General features: G+C 66.6%; 17 protein-coding genes. 13 read left to right on the top strand and 4 right to left on the bottom strand.

Going from position 1 to position 14,106, the window contains the following annotated elements; translation table 11 throughout:
* Window positions 1-16: 16 nt before the first annotated feature.
* From ACNH6H_RS06110 to folK, 4 genes are read left to right on the top strand one after another with little or no spacing between them, the layout of a single operon-like run.
* Complete coding sequence (locus ACNH6H_RS06110; RefSeq protein ID WP_418316500.1) at window positions 17-724, top strand: HdaA/DnaA family protein; 708 nt, start codon at window positions 17-19, stop codon at window positions 722-724.
* Window positions 721-1,392, top strand: a complete 672-nt coding sequence (locus ACNH6H_RS06105) for an HAD family hydrolase (protein WP_418316498.1) — start codon at window positions 721-723, stop codon at window positions 1,390-1,392. Before ACNH6H_RS06110 ends, ACNH6H_RS06105 begins: the two co-directional genes overlap by 4 nt.
* Complete coding sequence (gene pcnB, locus ACNH6H_RS06100) at window positions 1,389-2,948, top strand: polynucleotide adenylyltransferase PcnB (protein WP_418316496.1); 1,560 nt, start codon at window positions 1,389-1,391, stop codon at window positions 2,946-2,948. Before ACNH6H_RS06105 ends, pcnB begins: the two co-directional genes overlap by 4 nt.
* Before the next feature lie 29 nt (window positions 2,949-2,977).
* Entirely contained in the window at window positions 2,978-3,457 is a 480-nt protein-coding gene (gene folK / locus ACNH6H_RS06095; protein WP_418316494.1) for a 2-amino-4-hydroxy-6-hydroxymethyldihydropteridine diphosphokinase, read from the top strand.
* Between the two features lie 20 nt (window positions 3,458-3,477).
* On the opposite strand, the gene ACNH6H_RS06090 is transcribed toward folK, so the two are convergent.
* Window positions 3,478-3,924 (bottom strand): hypothetical protein, encoded by a 447-nt coding sequence (locus ACNH6H_RS06090; protein ID WP_418316492.1) that lies wholly within the window; start codon window positions 3,922-3,924, stop codon window positions 3,478-3,480.
* Between the two features lie 46 nt (window positions 3,925-3,970).
* Entirely contained in the window at window positions 3,971-4,534 is a 564-nt protein-coding gene (locus ACNH6H_RS06085; RefSeq protein ID WP_418316490.1) for an N-acetyltransferase family protein, read from the bottom strand.
* 223 nt (window positions 4,535-4,757) lie between these two features.
* On the opposite strand from ACNH6H_RS06085, the gene rpsP reads away from it, so the two are divergent.
* The 6 genes from rpsP (at window position 4,758) to ACNH6H_RS06055 (ending at window position 8,723) form a co-directional block, all read left to right on the top strand.
* The gene (gene rpsP, locus ACNH6H_RS06080; RefSeq protein WP_309700217.1) at window positions 4,758-5,006 is read left to right on the top strand and encodes a 30S ribosomal protein S16; all 249 of its coding nucleotides are present in this window, start codon (window positions 4,758-4,760) and stop codon (window positions 5,004-5,006) included.
* A 28-nt stretch (window positions 5,007-5,034) separates the two neighbouring features.
* A complete protein-coding gene (rimM, locus tag ACNH6H_RS06075; RefSeq protein WP_418316488.1) occupies window positions 5,035-5,637 on the top strand; it encodes a ribosome maturation factor RimM in 603 nt (200 codons plus the stop codon).
* Window positions 5,638-5,663: 26 nt separating this feature from the next.
* Window positions 5,664-6,434 carry a tRNA (guanosine(37)-N1)-methyltransferase TrmD gene (gene trmD / locus ACNH6H_RS06070; protein WP_418321250.1) on the top strand — a complete coding sequence of 257 codons (771 nt, stop codon included), beginning with the start codon at window positions 5,664-5,666 and terminating at the stop codon, window positions 6,432-6,434.
* Window positions 6,435-6,545: 111 nt separating this feature from the next.
* Window positions 6,546-6,899: a 50S ribosomal protein L19 gene (gene rplS, locus ACNH6H_RS06065; RefSeq protein ID WP_418321248.1), complete on the top strand. Its 354-nt coding sequence runs from the start codon at window positions 6,546-6,548 to the stop codon at window positions 6,897-6,899.
* Between the two features lie 75 nt (window positions 6,900-6,974).
* A complete protein-coding gene (locus ACNH6H_RS06060; protein ID WP_418316486.1) occupies window positions 6,975-7,658 on the top strand; it encodes a CoA pyrophosphatase in 684 nt (227 codons plus the stop codon).
* Window positions 7,659-7,733: 75 nt separating this feature from the next.
* Window positions 7,734-8,723, top strand: coding sequence for a CobD/CbiB family protein (locus tag ACNH6H_RS06055; RefSeq protein WP_418316484.1), 990 nt, complete (start codon window positions 7,734-7,736; stop codon window positions 8,721-8,723).
* Between the two features lie 72 nt (window positions 8,724-8,795).
* Here the strand turns inward: ACNH6H_RS06055 and rsgA are convergent, their stop codons facing one another.
* Both rsgA and ACNH6H_RS06045 read right to left on the bottom strand, forming a co-directional pair.
* A complete protein-coding gene (rsgA, locus tag ACNH6H_RS06050) occupies window positions 8,796-9,752 on the bottom strand; it encodes a ribosome small subunit-dependent GTPase A (RefSeq protein WP_418316482.1) in 957 nt (318 codons plus the stop codon).
* Window positions 9,749-11,071, bottom strand: a complete 1,323-nt coding sequence (locus ACNH6H_RS06045; protein ID WP_418316480.1) for a M48 family metallopeptidase — start codon at window positions 11,069-11,071, stop codon at window positions 9,749-9,751. The genes rsgA and ACNH6H_RS06045 overlap by 4 nt, the downstream gene beginning before the upstream one ends.
* Before the next feature lie 55 nt (window positions 11,072-11,126).
* On the opposite strand from ACNH6H_RS06045, the gene orn reads away from it, so the two are divergent.
* The 3 genes from orn to ACNH6H_RS06030 all read left to right on the top strand — a co-directional run bounded on the left by orn (window position 11,127) and on the right by ACNH6H_RS06030 (window position 14,105).
* Complete coding sequence (gene orn / locus ACNH6H_RS06040; protein ID WP_418316478.1) at window positions 11,127-11,684, top strand: oligoribonuclease; 558 nt, start codon at window positions 11,127-11,129, stop codon at window positions 11,682-11,684.
* Window positions 11,685-12,049: 365 nt separating this feature from the next.
* Window positions 12,050-13,570, top strand: a complete 1,521-nt coding sequence (locus ACNH6H_RS06035; RefSeq protein WP_418316476.1) for a DEAD/DEAH box helicase — start codon at window positions 12,050-12,052, stop codon at window positions 13,568-13,570.
* 70 nt (window positions 13,571-13,640) lie between these two features.
* Window positions 13,641-14,105: a DUF3429 domain-containing protein gene (locus tag ACNH6H_RS06030; RefSeq protein ID WP_418316475.1), complete on the top strand. Its 465-nt coding sequence runs from the start codon at window positions 13,641-13,643 to the stop codon at window positions 14,103-14,105.
* Window position 14,106 lies beyond the last annotated feature (1 nt).

Here is a 14,106-nt window from a genome sequence, read left to right as displayed (position 1 = left end):
GCCTTCCGCCCCGCCGATGCGCCAGCTGACGCTGCCGATCGGCCGGACGCGGCCGCCTGCCTTCGACACCTTCGTCGCCGGGCCGAATGTGCTGGCGGTGGCACAGCTGCTCGAACTGGCTGCCCATCCGGCCGCTGCAGCGCTGCCGCTGCCGGCGGTTTATCTGTGGGGCCCGGCCGGCTGCGGCAAGAGCCATCTGCTTGGCGCGCTCGCCGGCCGCTGGCAGGCGCGCGGCGCCGAGGTCGGTTTTTTCGATCCGCAAACGCCGTTGCCGTGGCCGCTCGATGAACGCCGCGAGCTGGTCGTTCTCGACGATTGCGACGGCTTCGATGCCGACCGCCAGCAGGCAGCGTTTGCGCTGTTTGTCGATGCGGTGGCGCGCGGTGCGCTGGTTGCAGCGGCAGGGCGGCTGCCGCCTGTCGATCTGCCGCTGCGCGACGACCTGCGCAGCCGGCTCGGCTGGGGCGATGTGCTGGCGCTGCAGCCGCTTGGCGAGGCGGACGTCAAGACCGTGCTGGACAACGAGGCGCGGCGGCGCGGGCTGCAGTTGCCGGCAGACGTCGGTGCCTATGTGCTGAGCCATTTTGCGCGCGACCTGAAAAGCCTGATGACCTTGCTCGACCGCGCCGACGAATTTGCGCTCAGCCAGCAGCGGGCGCTGACGATTCCGCTGATCAGGCAGATGCTGCAGGAGCAGCAGGCTGCCGGAGTTGCCGACCGATGACATCGCTTTGCCTGTTCGATCTCGACCACACCTTGCTGCCGCTCGACTCGGACCATGCCTGGGGCGAGTTCATCATCGGCCTCGGCTGGGTCGACGAAGCCGGATTCCGCCGCACCAATGACGACTTCTATGCGCATTACCAGGCCGGCACGCTCGACATCCACGCCTACATCGACTTCGCCACTGCCGCGCTGCGCCGCTACAGCGCGGCCGAATGCGCAGCCGCGCAGGCGCAGTTCATGGCGCAGGTGATCGAGCCGGCGATCACGCCGCAGGCGCGCGAGCTGGTGCGCAGCCACCAGGCCGCAGGCGACCGGGTGGCACTCGTCACCGCGACCAATGACTTCATCACCGCACCGATTGCGCGCGCGTTCGGCATCGACACCTTGCTCGCGGTGCAGTTGGAGCAGAACGACGATGGCCGTCCGAATGGCCGGATCCGCGGCATTCCGACCTTCCGCGCCGGCAAGACCGCACGGGTCGACGAATGGCTGCGCGAACTCGGCTGCAGCTGGGCCGATTTCGAACGCATCAGCGTCTACAGCGACTCGATGAACGACCTGCCGCTGCTCGAACGGGCCACCGACCCGGTCGCCACCAATCCGTCCCCCGATCTGGCCCAACTGGCGCGCGAGCGCGGCTGGCGCATACTCGAATTGTTCAAATGATCAAGAAATTTCTCGACAAGCTGCTCGGCAAGCCGGCCGCATCGACCAGCGGCCCGCCGCTCGGCAAACGGCTGGAGATCGGGCCGGCCGAACATGGCATCAATCTGTCGCTGCTCGACGATCGCGCGGTGAAGGTCGTGCAGACGCTCGCCGACGCCGGCTACGAGGCCTACATCGTCGGCGGCGCGGTGCGCGACCTGCTGCTGGGGCTGCGGCCGAAGGATTTCGATGTCGCGACCAATGCGACGCCGGAGCAGGTGAAGTCGCTGTTTCGTCGCGCCTTCATCATCGGCCGGCGTTTTCGCATCGTCCATGTCGTGTTCGGGCGCGGCCGCGAACACGAGGTGATCGAGGTCTCGACCTTCCGTGCGGTGATGGACCCGGCGGCGGCCGAACAGGTCGACGGCAACGAGAAGAATTTCAAGCGCGGCGCCGACGTGTCGACAACGCGGGTCGTCGATGCGGCCGGTCGGGTATTGCGCGACAACGTCTGGGGGCCACAGATCGAGGATGCGGCGCGGCGTGATTTCACCGTCAATGCGCTTTATTTCGACCCGCAGCGGCAAATCGTGGTCGACTACCACGGCGGGTTGAAGGATGCGCGGCGCAAGCTGCTGCGGATGATCGGCGATCCGGCGACCCGCTATCGCGAGGATCCTGTTCGCATCATCCGCGTCGTGCGTTTTGCCGCCAAGCTCGGCTTCGAGATCGAGCCGAAGACACGCGCGCCGATACGAGAGATGGCCGCGCTGCTTGCCAGCGTGCCGCCGTCGCGGCTGTTCGACGAGATGTTCAAGCTGCTGCAGACCGGCCACTCGCTCGCAAGCTTGGCCGAATTGCGCAAGCAGGGGCTGCACCAGGGTGTCTTTCCGCTGCTCGATGCGGTGCTGTCGGACGCGCCGCAACAGGCGGCGCGGCGGCGCTTCGTCGAGCTGGCGCTGGCCGATACCGATCGCCGGGTCGGTGAGGGCAAGCCGGTCGCGCCGAGTTTTCTGCTCGCCTGCCTGCTCTGGCATGACGTGCTGCAGGGCTGGGATCGCCTGAAGGCGGCGGGCGAGGCGCCGCATCCGGCGCTGCAGCAGGCGATCGACGCGGTCTTCGATGCGCGTGTTGGCGAAATCAGCGGGCGCGGCAAGCTCGGCGCCGACATGCGCGAAATCTGGCTGATGCAGCCGCGTTTCGAACGCCGTGTCGGCAACGGACCGCTGTCATTGATCGAGCAGCCGCGTTTTCGTGCCGGCTTCGACTTCCTGCGGCTGCGCGCCGACGCCGGCGAAGGCGATGCCGGGTTGGCCGAGTGGTGGGAGGATTTTTCGCAGGAGGACGACGATGCGCGCCGTGCCTTGATCGAAGACCTGCGCAAGCAGCAGCCGAAACGTGCGCGCCGTCCGGCCGACCCGGGTCAGGCTGTCGATGGCAACGGCGCCGACGTCCCGCATGCCGAAGAGGCGGCTGCGCCGGAGCGCAAACGGCGCCGCAGGCGTCGCAAGCCGGCAACAGCTGCCTCCGAAGGGGGTGCGACAGCCGCCCGACCGGCCGACAATTCGGCAGGATAGGCGCCTGACGGAGGCGCTGGGGCGGGGTGATGATCGAGGTCTTCATCGGCATAGGAGCAAACCTCGGCGACGCGCACGCAACGGTGCTCGCCGCGATCGAGGATTGCCGCGCGATGCCTGACACGAGGGTGACCGCGACATCGTCGCTGTACCGCAGTGCACCGATCGATTCATCCGGCGCCGACTACCTGAATGCGGTGCTCGCCGCGAAGACCGGCCTGACGCCCAGGCTGCTGCTGGCCGAACTGCAGCGCATCGAGGCACGGCATGGTCGCGAGCGGCCCTATGTCAACGCGCCGCGCACGCTCGACCTCGATCTGCTGTTGTACGACCAGCAGATCATCGACCTGCCCGGGCTGACGGTGCCGCATCCGCGGATGCACCAGCGGGCCTTCGTGCTGAAGCCACTGGTCGAGATCGCGCCGCTGGTCCACATTCCCGGTCTCGGCATCGCCGAACACTGGCTTGCCGAGGTCGCCGACCAGGATGTCGAGCGGCTGCCCGCCTGAGCAGCGCGGAGCGGCCGGTCTCAGCGGCTGAGTTGGCGCGCCTGATCGACCTGGTACTCGAAGAAGCGCTGGCTGCTGAAGGCAATCGTCGCCATCAGCACGCTGGCGCCGATCAGCAGCGCGACGATGACGCCGATCACGGCCAGCCAGCCGCTCGGCGCGGCCGGCGTGCGGTCCGGGTTGTGGCGCTGCTGCCAGACCTCGTCGCTGGTCAGCCCGTAGACGATTGCGCTGAGCATCGCTGCCGACAGCGCCAGCCCGAGCAGCGGGATCAGCAGCCAGGCCAGTTGGTCGTCGAGGCCGAACTCGCGCATCCGGAAAACGCCGTACAGCCCGAGCAAGGTCGGCAATGGATACAGCCAGCCCCAGATGTCGCGTGCGCCGGCCAGATAGAAGCGGTGCAGCCCGAGCGCGCCGCCGACGAGCGCGATCCAGGTCGCGAGGGTTTTTGATTTGCCGTGCTTCATCGGGTCGTGCCGCGTTGCCGGCAGCTTGACGTCGGGGGAGAGCTGATCATCGGGGGTCGGCCGCAGCGGTGTCGCCGAGGCCGAGCCGCCGCTGCATCAGCACGACATCGAGCCAGCGGTCGAATTTCCAGCCGGCAGCGGCCATCCGGCCACAGTCGGTAAAGCCGAGCGAGCGATGCAGCGCAATCGACGCGGCGTTGGCGGAATCACCGATCACCGCGATCATCTGCCGCCCGCCCCAGGCTTCGCAGCGCGCGAGCAGTTCGGCCAGCAGCAGCCGCCCGATGCCCTGGCCGCCTGCGTCGGCGGCGACATAAATCGAATCCTCGAGACAGTATCGGTAGGCCAGCCGCGGCCGGAACGGATTGGCATAGGCATAACCGAGCACAGTGCCGTCGCGTTCGGCGGCCAGCCAAGGCAGGCCCTTGCCGATCACGTCGTCGCGCCGGCGCGAGAATTCCTCGGCCGACGGCGCGGTGGTCTCGAAGGTGCCGCTGCTGTTCGCGACATGCCAGCCGTAGATCGCCGCCATCGCGTCGAGGTCGCCTGGCTGCGACGGGCGGATCAGCAGCGGCGATGCGGCGGGCGGGGCTGGATCGGTTTTCGTCATCGGAATGCTGCGGGCAAAGCCGGTCAGTTTATAATGCGCGGTTTCGGTGGCGGTCGGGGTCAACCTGCAAGGCAGGGCTCCGGCGTATCTACGACGTCGAACAAAGGGGGCCTGGGTCCTGATGCCGCGGTGTGCTGCGGCGCCAGGGTCTGGCCGGTACATGCTCTGCTCGCCCTGAGTGTCTCCTGGTGCGGTGGACGATTTCATCTTTCAAGGAACAATCATGGTCGTGATTCGACTCTCCCGTGGTGGCGCCAAGCGCCGTCCCTTCTACAACATCGTCGTTGCCGATTCGCGGATCCGCCGTGACGGCCGCTTCATCGAGCGCGTCGGTTTCTACAACCCGGTCGCCTCGGGTGCCGAGCAGCCGCTGCGCGTTGCCTTCGACCGCGTCGAATACTGGGCCAGCAAGGGCGCTCAGTTGTCGCCGACGGTGGCACGTCTGGTCGGCCAGGCCAAGGCCGCGGCCTGATACCGGCATTGTCTGCGGGCCAGCAGCAATGAAGCCCGCTGACGGCGGCGCCGACGCGCCGCAGATGCCCACCGATGCAATCGAGGTCGGCCGGATCGGCGAGGCGTGGGGCATCAAGGGCTGGTTCCGGGTGCAGGCTTTCGCGGCCGACCCGCAGGCGCTGTTTTCGAGCAAGCGCTGGTATCTGAAGGCGCCGCCCGCCGGCGCTGTCAAGCGGCCCGGTGGCGCAGCGGCGATGGCCGCGCTGCCGCCGCTGCTGAAGATCATCGAGGCAAAGACGCATGCCGATGGCATCGTCGCGCATGCGCAGGAGATCGATGACCGCGCTGGCGCCGAGGCGTTGCGCGGCGCGGTGATCTGCATCGCGCGGTCGAGTTTTCCGACCGCCGACGACGACGAGTATTACTGGGTCGACCTGATCGGCCTCGATGTCGTGAACCGGCAAGGCGAACGGCTCGGCCAGGTGCTCGGTCTGATCGATACCGGCCCGCATGCGGTGCTCCGGGTCGGGCCGGCCGACCAGCCGGTGGTTGCAGCCGACGAGGTGTTGATCCCCTTTGTCGCAGCCTACGTCGATGGCGTCAGCCTCGACGAGCGCCGCATCAGTGTCGACTGGGGCGCGGACTACTGAGGCCGGTGATGGCAACCGACGCCGGACTGCGTTTCGACATCGTCACGCTGTTCCCCGAATTGTTCGCGCCGCATCTGGCGCACGGCATCACGCGGCGCGCCTTCGAATCGGGTCAGGTCGGGGTCCATCTCTGGCAGCTGCGCGATTTCGCCGACAACAACTACCGCCGCGTCGACGACCGCCCTTATGGCGGCGGGCCTGGCATGTTGATGCTCGCCGAACCGCTCGAACGCGCGCTGGCGAAGGTCAGGCAGCAGCGGGCGGCAGCAGGCGAAAGCGCGGGGCCGGTGGTGCATTTCTCGCCGACCGGGCGCGTCATCGATCAGGCGCTGGTACGGCAGTGGGCGAATGGTCCGGGCGCGATCCTGTTGTGTGGCCGCTACGAGGGCATCGACCAGCGTTTTCTCGATCGCCATGTCGACGTCGAACTGAGCCTCGGCGACTTCGTGCTGTCCGGTGGCGAACTGCCGGCGCTGGCGCTGCTTGATGCGGTTGCGCGGCTGCAGCCGGGTGTGCTGGGCGACCAGCAGTCCCATCTGCAGGACAGTTTTTCCGACGGCTTGCTCGACTGCCCGCATTTCAGCCGGCCCGAGGTGTTGCCCGCCGCCGAGGGATTCCCGGAGGCGGGGGTGCCGGCCGTGCTGAGCAGCGGCAACCACCGCGAAATTGCCCGCTGGCGGCGTGAGCAGTCGCTGCTGCTCAGTGCGCGCCGTCGGCCCGACCTGATCGAGAAGGCGCGCGCCGACGGGCGGCTGAGCGACAGCGACGAGCAGTATCTTCGCAAGCTTGGGCTATAATCAAAGGCTTTTCGATCCTCTGCCAGGCATTCCTACACCTTCAACAGGCCTCGGTACGATCACTCGGAGAACCCAATGTCAAACGTCGCAGCAAATCGCGCGCAGAAGGGAATGGACCTGCTCCAGACCCTCGAGCAGGAAGAAATGACCCGCCTGAACCCGACCATCCCCGAGTTCGCCCCCGGCGATACGGTGATTGTCAGCGTGAAGGTCGTCGAAGGGACGCGCAAGCGTCTGCAGGCCTATGAGGGTGTCGTGATTGCCAAGCGCAACCGCGGCCTGAACAGCAGCTTCATCGTCCGCAAGATCTCCAGCGGTGAGGGCGTCGAGCGCACTTTCCAACTGTACAGCCCGCTGATCGCATCGATCGTCGTCAAGCGCCGTGGCGATGTCCGTCGTGCCAAGCTGTACTACCTGCGTGACCGCAGCGGCAAGTCGGCGCGCATCAAGGAAAAGCTGGCCTGATCGCCGGGCCTTCGCCTATGCGGCGAAGCTGCTTGCTGAAGCCGCCGTCGAGGCGGCTTCGTCGTTTTTGAGCCGATGGCACTGAATTTCAAGGTCGAGGATCTCCCGGTCGCATCGGTGGATGCGCACCTGCCGCCGGTTGCCTCCGACCGTCTGAACGCCGGGCACATCGTCAAGCGCTTCCGTACGCCGCCGCAATGGCTGCCGGAAATTGCCGTCGAGCGGCGTTTCGTCGAGCGTGCCGCTGCGCAGGCCGCGGTGCTGCTGCCGCTGGTGCAGCGCGATGAACTGACGGTGCTGCTGACGCAGCGCACCGACCATCTGCACGACCACCCGGGGCAGGTCAGTTTTCCGGGCGGCCGCGTCGACCCGGGCGACCGCGATGTCGTCGATACGGCACTGCGTGAATCGCTCGAGGAGATCGGTCTGCATTCGCGTCATGTGCAGGTGATCGGCCAGATGCCGACCTACACGACCGGATCGGGTTTTGTCGTCACGCCGGTGGTCGGACTGGTCGAGCCCGACTTCACACTGGCGCTCGACGCTTTCGAGGTGGCCGATGTGTTCGAGGTGCCGCTGTCGTTTCTGATGACGCCCGCGCATCACCGCTGGCACAGGGTCGAATTCGGCGGTGTGCAGCGCGAATTCCTGTCGATGCCGTGGGACGGCCCCGGCAATGACGGGCGCCAGCAGCGGTTTTTCATCTGGGGCGCGACCGCTGCGATGCTGCGCAATTTCTATCGGTTTCTGAGCGCCTGAGCCGGTACGTTTCGTTCCATTGAAGCCTCGCTGCCGACGGCCGTCGGCGCCGATGCACGGCTATGATTGCCCGGCATGAGTTTCTTCTCCGTCCTGCTGGCACTGCTGCTCGAACAGCTCAAGCCCTTGCCCCACGGCAACCCGGTCCACGAGGGGCTGACCGCATGGATGCGCTGGACCGCGCGCAACTTCGACGCTGGCAAGTCGCACCATGCCGGCATCGTCTGGGCGATCACCGTGCTGGTACCGGCGCTGCTGATCTTCGGCATCCATCTGCTTATCGCGCAGTTCAGCGTGCTGCTGGCGCTGGTCTGGTCGGTCGCGGTGCTGTATCTGACGCTCGGTTTTCGCCAGTTCAGCCACTATTTCACCGACATCCGCGATGCCCTCGACCGCGGCGACGAGACCTCGGCCCGCCGGCTGCTGACCGAATGGCGGCACCTCGATGCGAGTGAACTGCCGCGCACCGAGCTGCTGCGCCATGTCATCGAGCATTCGCTGCTCGCCGCGCACCGCCATGTCTTCGGTGTCTTTTTCTGCTTCGTCGTCTTCTCGACGATCGGCCTCGGGCCCGCCGGCGCGGTTTTCTACCGGATGGCGGAATTTGCAAGCCGCTACTGGGGTTTCAAGAACCAGACCATCGGTGAGCCGTCGAACGAGCGGCTGATGGCCTTGTCGCAGCGCATGTTCAGCCTGATCGACCATCTGCCGGCGAGGCTGACGGCGTTCGGTTTTGCGGTGGTCGGCAATTTCGAGGAATCGGTCAACGGCTGGCGCCGCGACGCCGGGCTGTGGAAACATCCGAACGAAGGCATCATCCTCGCAGCCGCTGCCGGCGCGGTCGGTGTTCGCCTCGGCGGCAATGCTGCACCGGGCGTGACTCCGGACCGCTCGAAGACCTTTGCCAGCGGCACGCTCGGTGACGAGGTCGAATCGGCCGGATCCACACCGGGCGACGCACCAACGCAAGACCACCTGCGCAGCATCGTCGGCCTGGTCTGGCGCTCGATGGTGTTGTGGATGCTGCTGCTCGCGCTGCTGTCGCTTGCGAACCTGATCGGATAACGCGCCGCTGGGCGTCCCCAATCAAGCAGCAACCGCGGATCCGGCTCCGCCGGTCAGCCGCAACGGGGGTGGTCAACTGATTTCGCGCAGGATCTCGCCGTAGATGCGGTGCCGCGACGGGCTGATCTCGCCGCGTTTGAGTGCGGCCAGCACACCGCAGCCGGGTTCGTGCTGGTGGCTGCAGTTGTAGAAACGGCACTCGCCAGAAAACGCCGCGAGGTCCGGCATCAGCCGCGGCAGTTCCTGGGCGTCGATCTGGCGCAGGCCGAATTCCTGGAAGCCGGGTGAATCGATCAATGCAGTACCACCCGCACGGTCGATCCAGTGCCATTGCGTGTGGGTCGTCGTGTGGCGGCCGGAATTCAGCGCCTGCGAGATCTCGCCGACCTGCACCGTGGCCCCCGGCACCAGCAGGTTGATCAGCGTGCTCTTGCCGGTTCCGCTCGGCCCGAGCACGAGGCTGGCCTTGCCGGCGAGCAACGGATCGAGCACGGCCCTGGCCTCGTCCGGCGCAGCCTTCAGGCTGACTTCGATCACCGATGCGCCGAGTTTGCGGTACGGCTGCAGCCGCTCGCGCGCTTCGGCAATCGCCGGCTTGTCGGCCTTGTTCAGCAGGATGCTCGCATCGATGCCTGCACTGGCCGCGGCAATCAGCGCCCGGGTCAACTGCGACTCGCTGAACACTGGCTCGCTGGCCACCATCACCAGGATCTGGTCGAGGTTGGCGGCAAAGGCCTTGGTTTTCCACTCATCCTGCCGGAACAGCAGATTGCGCCGCGGCTGCAGCGATTCGATCACGCCTTCCTCGCCGCTGTCGGTGGTCGGCCGCCAGCAGACGCGGTCGCCGACGACGCAGTCGCTCTTCTTGCCGCGTGGATGGCAGATCAGCCGTCCGCCATCCGGCGTCTCGACGATGTAATGGCGGCCATGGCCAGCGACGACCAGCCCGGAGAAGGTGTCGACGGCGCCATCATTGCGGCCGCCGGCCCCACGTGCTGCGGCAGTTGCCGCTGAAGCCTGGCTGCTCAAGCGCCCGCCGAAGCCAGACCCGCTGCGTTCGCGCCGGCCGGGCGTGCGGCCGGCAGCGCGGCCAGACGCTCGACCGCTGGCGGATGCGAGTAATAGAAGCGCGCGTAAACCGGGTCCGGCGTCAGGGTCGTCGCGTTGTCCTCATGCAGCTTCAGCAGTGCACTGGCGAGGGCGCTGCCGTCGGCCTGCGCGCAGGCATAGGCGTCGGCCTGGAATTCGTCGCGGCGCGACAGGCCGGCGAGCAGCGGCGAAAAGAAGAAGCCGAACACCGGAATCACCAGCAGGAACAACAGCAGCGCCAGCGCATCGTTCGGCGCCGCCGGCGATGGCCGCACGCCGAGCGATGCATAAAAGGCGAGCTGGGACGAACACCAGCCGAGCAGCGCAAAGCCGGCAAGGCTGAAGCCGAACATCATGATGATGCGGTTGCGCACATGTTTGTGCTTGAAATGGCCGAGTTCATGGGCCAGCACGGCCTCGACTTCGCCCGGTGTCAGCTTGCTGAGCAGCGTGTCGAAAAAGACCACCCGCTTGGCCGCGCCGAGGCCGGTGAAATAGGCATTGGCATGCGCCGAGCGGCGGCTGCCGTCCATCACGAACAGACCCTTTGCGGCAAAGCCGCAGCGTTGCATCAGAGCCTGTACCCGGCTCTTCAGGCTTTCATCGGCGAGCGGTTCGAAGCGGTTGAACAGCGGCGCGATCACGGTCGGATACAGCACCAGGATCAGCAGGTTGAAGCCGACCCACGCCGCCCAGGCCCACAGCCACCACATCGCGCCGGCCGCACCCATCAGCCACAGGATCAATGCGGCAATCGGCAGGCCGATCAACATGCCGACCGCTGCCGACTTGACGCTGTCGGCGAGGTACATGCGCCAGCTCATCCGGTTGAAGCCGAAGCGCTGCTCGATGCCGAAGGTGCTGTACAGCTCGAACGGCAGTTCGATCAGGCCGCCGATCACGACGAAGGCGAGCAGCAGGCTCAGCTGGTAGGCCATGTCGCCCCAGGCACCGGGCAGCAGCGGCTGCACCGACTCGAGCAGCAGCCCGTTCAGCAGTTCGAGTCCGCCGAGCAGCGTCCAGCCGAGCAGCACCGCGCTGCCGACCGCGGCACTGAGCAGGCCGAGCCTCAGCTTCTCGATGCTGTAGTCGGCTGCCTTCTGATGCGCCGCGAGGCTGACCGAATCGGCGAAGGCCGCCGGCACCTCGTTGCGGTGCCGCGCGACATGGCGAATCTGCCGGCTGGCCAGCCAGCATCGGCCGAGAAAGGACGCAACCAGTGCGAGCACGAACAGCCACGTCAAATGATGAATCTGCATGGGGCGCAAGTGTAGGGCTGCGAGAATCGCCCGGTATTCCATTGCCGCCAATACCATGCAAAGCGAACTCGCCATCAGCGAACACAACCTGGTCTGGATCGACCTCGAGATGACCGGCCTGCTGCCCGACAGCGACCGGATCATCGAAATTGCCGTCGTCGTCACCGACCCGCAACTGACGGTGCGCGTCGAGGGGCCGGTATTCGCAATCCATCAGAGCGATGCGGTGCTCGACGGCATGGATGCCTGGAACAAGGGCACCCATGGCCGCAGCGGCCTGATCGACCGGGTCAAGGCATCGACCGTCGACGAGGCGGCGGCCGAGGCGGCGGTGATCGAATTTCTTGCCAAGTTCGTGCCAAAAGGCAAATCGCCGATGTGCGGCAACAGCATCTGCCAGGACCGCCGCTTCATGGCCCGTGGCATGCCGGCGCTGGAGGCGTTTTTCCACTACCGCAACGTCGATGTCAGCACGCTGAAGGAACTGGCGCGGCGCTGGAAACCGGAGCTGATGGCTGGTTTCAAGAAGGCGCAAGCGCACACCGCGCTGGCCGACATCCACGAGTCGATCGACGAGCTGGTTTATTACCGGCAGCATCTGCTGGCGGTCTGACCGTCCAACGACGCATCGGTTTGCGGGGAAACCCGAATCTGATGTAGAATGCGAGCTTCGCCCGGATGAGCCAACTGGCAACCGTGGCGTTTCGTTCATCCCCTCTGACCTCATCTGGTCTTCCCGCGGTTCTTTCCGTGCGGCTAGACCGAACCCCAGGGCTTCGTGCTTTTGGACAGGGTCGGCGGCGATGCCGTCGCATTGACTGTTCCCGAGCACCAGCACCTCCCCGGCGTCGCCGTGGGCTGGTTCGGACCTTCTGTATTGCGACTGATCGAAGCCTCGTCCGTTGACGGGCTTCAGGCGCTCTGGCGCGTCCCGACGATGGGAGCGCCCGGTGCCGCGTTTGAGAAGAAGTGAAGACCATGAGTTTCAGCAACATCGGCCTGCATGAGGCCCTCCTCCGTTCGGTCGTCGATTCCGGCTACACCACCGCGACCGAAGTCCAGCAGCAGGCGATTCCGCCGGCGCTGGCCGGCAAGGACCTGATGGTGTCGGCGAGCACCGGCAGCGGCAAGACCGCATCGTTCATCCTGCCGGCGCTCGAGCGCGTGCTCGCCGCCCGCGGCGACAACACGAAGCGGCGCGAGAAGGGCGTCGTTTATGGGCCGCGCGTGCTGGTGCTGGCACCGACGCGCGAACTGGCAATGCAGGTCGCCAAGGCAGCAACGACCTACGGCCGTCATGTGCAGGGCCTGCGCGTGGCCACCGTCGTCGGCGGCGTGCCGTATCCGGCGCAGATCGCCGCACTGCGTGGTCCGCTCGACATCCTGATCTCGACCCCGGGCCGCCTGATCGACCACCTGCAAAGTGGCCGTGCGGTGCTCGAGAATGTCGAGATGCTGGTGCTCGACGAGGCCGATCGCATGCTCGACATGGGTTTCATCGACGATATCTCGACGATCGCCGACCATGTGCCGGCCGCGCGCCAGACGGTGATGTACAGCGCAACCTTCGCCGGCAATGTCGGCCGCCTCGCGCAGAACCTGCTGCGTGATCCGCAGCGCATCGACGTCGCGTCGCACACCGACACCCACGCCAACATCGAGCAGCGCCTGCACTGGGCCGACAACTCGTCGCACAAGAATGCGATGCTCGACCACATCCTGACGCAGCGCGAAATGGAGCAGGCGGTCGTCTTCACCAGCACGCAGCGCGACGCCGACTGGCTCGCCGATCGCCTCGCCGACATGGGTCACCACGTCGCTTCGCTGCATGGCGGCCATCCGCAAGGGCGGCGCAACCGCGTGCTGCAAGGCCTGCGCAACAAGCAGCTGAAGATCCTGATCGCCACTGACGTCGCTGCGCGCGGCATCGACGTGCCATCGATCAGCCACGTGATCAACTATGGCCTGCCGATGAAGGCCGAGGACTATGTGCACCGCATCGGCCGTACCGGCCGCGCCGGTCGCAACGGCCTCGCGGTGACGCTGGCCGAGCGGATGGACGTCAGCATGATCCGTCGCATCCAGCAGTTCACGACGCAGGATATTCCGGTCGCGTCGATCGCCGGTCTGGAGCCGAAAAGCCCGCAGCCGAAGATGTTTGCAAGCCGTCCGCAAGGCGACTTCGGCGCTCCCAAGCCGTTTGCGAAAAGCTACGGCAAGAAGCCGTTCGGTGGCGCTGGTGCCGGTGGCCGGCGTGAAGAGCGCCCGGCGCCGCATTCGCGCAGCACCAGCCCCTTCCAGCGCAGCGACGATCGCCGTGAGCCGAATGCGGCATTCGTCCCCCGTGGCGCAGCACCCGGCGCAGCGCGTGGTGCCTTCGACCGCGGCGCATCGGATCGGCCGGCCCGCTTCCAGCCGCGCCCGGAAGGCCGTCCGGCCGGCAAGGGTGGTTTCGGCAAGCCGCAGCGTCCGCGCAGCAGCGGTTTCGGCAACCGCTGAGCGGTATCCCGGCGCAGCATGCGCCGGTGCGTGAACCGCGTCGCCACCGACGCGGAGCGAGGAGATTGATTTGAGTCTGAATGAATCTTCGCCGTCGACCAGCCACGTCGACAGCCGGCCCGGCAGGCAAGCCCAGTGGCTTGCCTATGCCGGGCTGTTGCCATTTGTGATTGGCGCCTTGCTGATCTGGATCGTCCGCCGCGACGTGCAGGGCCACGTCAGCCTTGGCCTGTCGGCCTATGCCGGCGTCATCGTCTCGTTTCTCGGCGGCATCCACTGGGGCTTCGGCATCCGCCGCCCGCAGGCCGACAGCGGCCGTTTTGTCTGGGCCATCGTGCCGTCGCTGATTGCCTGGCCCGCGGTGCTGATGCCGCCGCATGCCGGGCTGGTCGTGCACGGCGTCACGCTGATTGCCTGCTACCTCGTCGACCGCAAGGTCTATCCGCGCCACCAGGCCGCGGGCTGGCTGACGCTGCGCTTCCGCCTCACCGCCGTCGCCTCACTGTCATGTTTTCTCGGCGCTGCCGGGATCTGAA

The sequence above is a fragment of the Pseudideonella sakaiensis genome, assembly GCF_048320135.1.
Classification (GTDB): domain Bacteria; phylum Pseudomonadota; class Gammaproteobacteria; order Burkholderiales; family Burkholderiaceae_C; genus Ideonella_A; species Ideonella_A sakaiensis_A.
This window is presented reverse-complemented; position numbering and strand designations above follow the sequence as displayed.

What these genes read in the sequence shown, in the direction of transcription:
- ACNH6H_RS06110 (WP_418316500.1), top strand. Translation starts at nt 17, where the DNA reads ATGCGCCAGCTGACGCTGCCGATCGGCCGGACGCGGCCGCCTGCCTTC.
- ACNH6H_RS06105 (WP_418316498.1), top strand. Translation starts at nt 721, where the DNA reads ATGACATCGCTTTGCCTGTTCGATCTCGACCACACCTTGCTGCCGCTC.
- pcnB (WP_418316496.1), top strand. Translation starts at nt 1,389, where the DNA reads ATGATCAAGAAATTTCTCGACAAGCTGCTCGGCAAGCCGGCCGCATCG.
- folK (WP_418316494.1), top strand. Translation starts at nt 2,978, where the DNA reads ATGATCGAGGTCTTCATCGGCATAGGAGCAAACCTCGGCGACGCGCAC.
- ACNH6H_RS06090 (WP_418316492.1), bottom strand. Translation starts at nt 3,924, where the DNA reads ATGAAGCACGGCAAATCAAAAACCCTCGCGACCTGGATCGCGCTCGTC.
- ACNH6H_RS06085 (WP_418316490.1), bottom strand. Translation starts at nt 4,534, where the DNA reads ATGACGAAAACCGATCCAGCCCCGCCCGCCGCATCGCCGCTGCTGATC.
- rpsP (WP_309700217.1), top strand. Translation starts at nt 4,758, where the DNA reads ATGGTCGTGATTCGACTCTCCCGTGGTGGCGCCAAGCGCCGTCCCTTC.
- rimM (WP_418316488.1), top strand. Translation starts at nt 5,035, where the DNA reads ATGAAGCCCGCTGACGGCGGCGCCGACGCGCCGCAGATGCCCACCGAT.
- rplS (WP_418321248.1), top strand. Translation starts at nt 6,546, where the DNA reads ATGGACCTGCTCCAGACCCTCGAGCAGGAAGAAATGACCCGCCTGAAC.
- ACNH6H_RS06060 (WP_418316486.1), top strand. Translation starts at nt 6,975, where the DNA reads ATGGCACTGAATTTCAAGGTCGAGGATCTCCCGGTCGCATCGGTGGAT.
- ACNH6H_RS06055 (WP_418316484.1), top strand. Translation starts at nt 7,734, where the DNA reads ATGAGTTTCTTCTCCGTCCTGCTGGCACTGCTGCTCGAACAGCTCAAG.
- ACNH6H_RS06045 (WP_418316480.1), bottom strand. Translation starts at nt 11,071, where the DNA reads ATGCAGATTCATCATTTGACGTGGCTGTTCGTGCTCGCACTGGTTGCG.
- orn (WP_418316478.1), top strand. Translation starts at nt 11,127, where the DNA reads ATGCAAAGCGAACTCGCCATCAGCGAACACAACCTGGTCTGGATCGAC.
- ACNH6H_RS06035 (WP_418316476.1), top strand. Translation starts at nt 12,050, where the DNA reads ATGAGTTTCAGCAACATCGGCCTGCATGAGGCCCTCCTCCGTTCGGTC.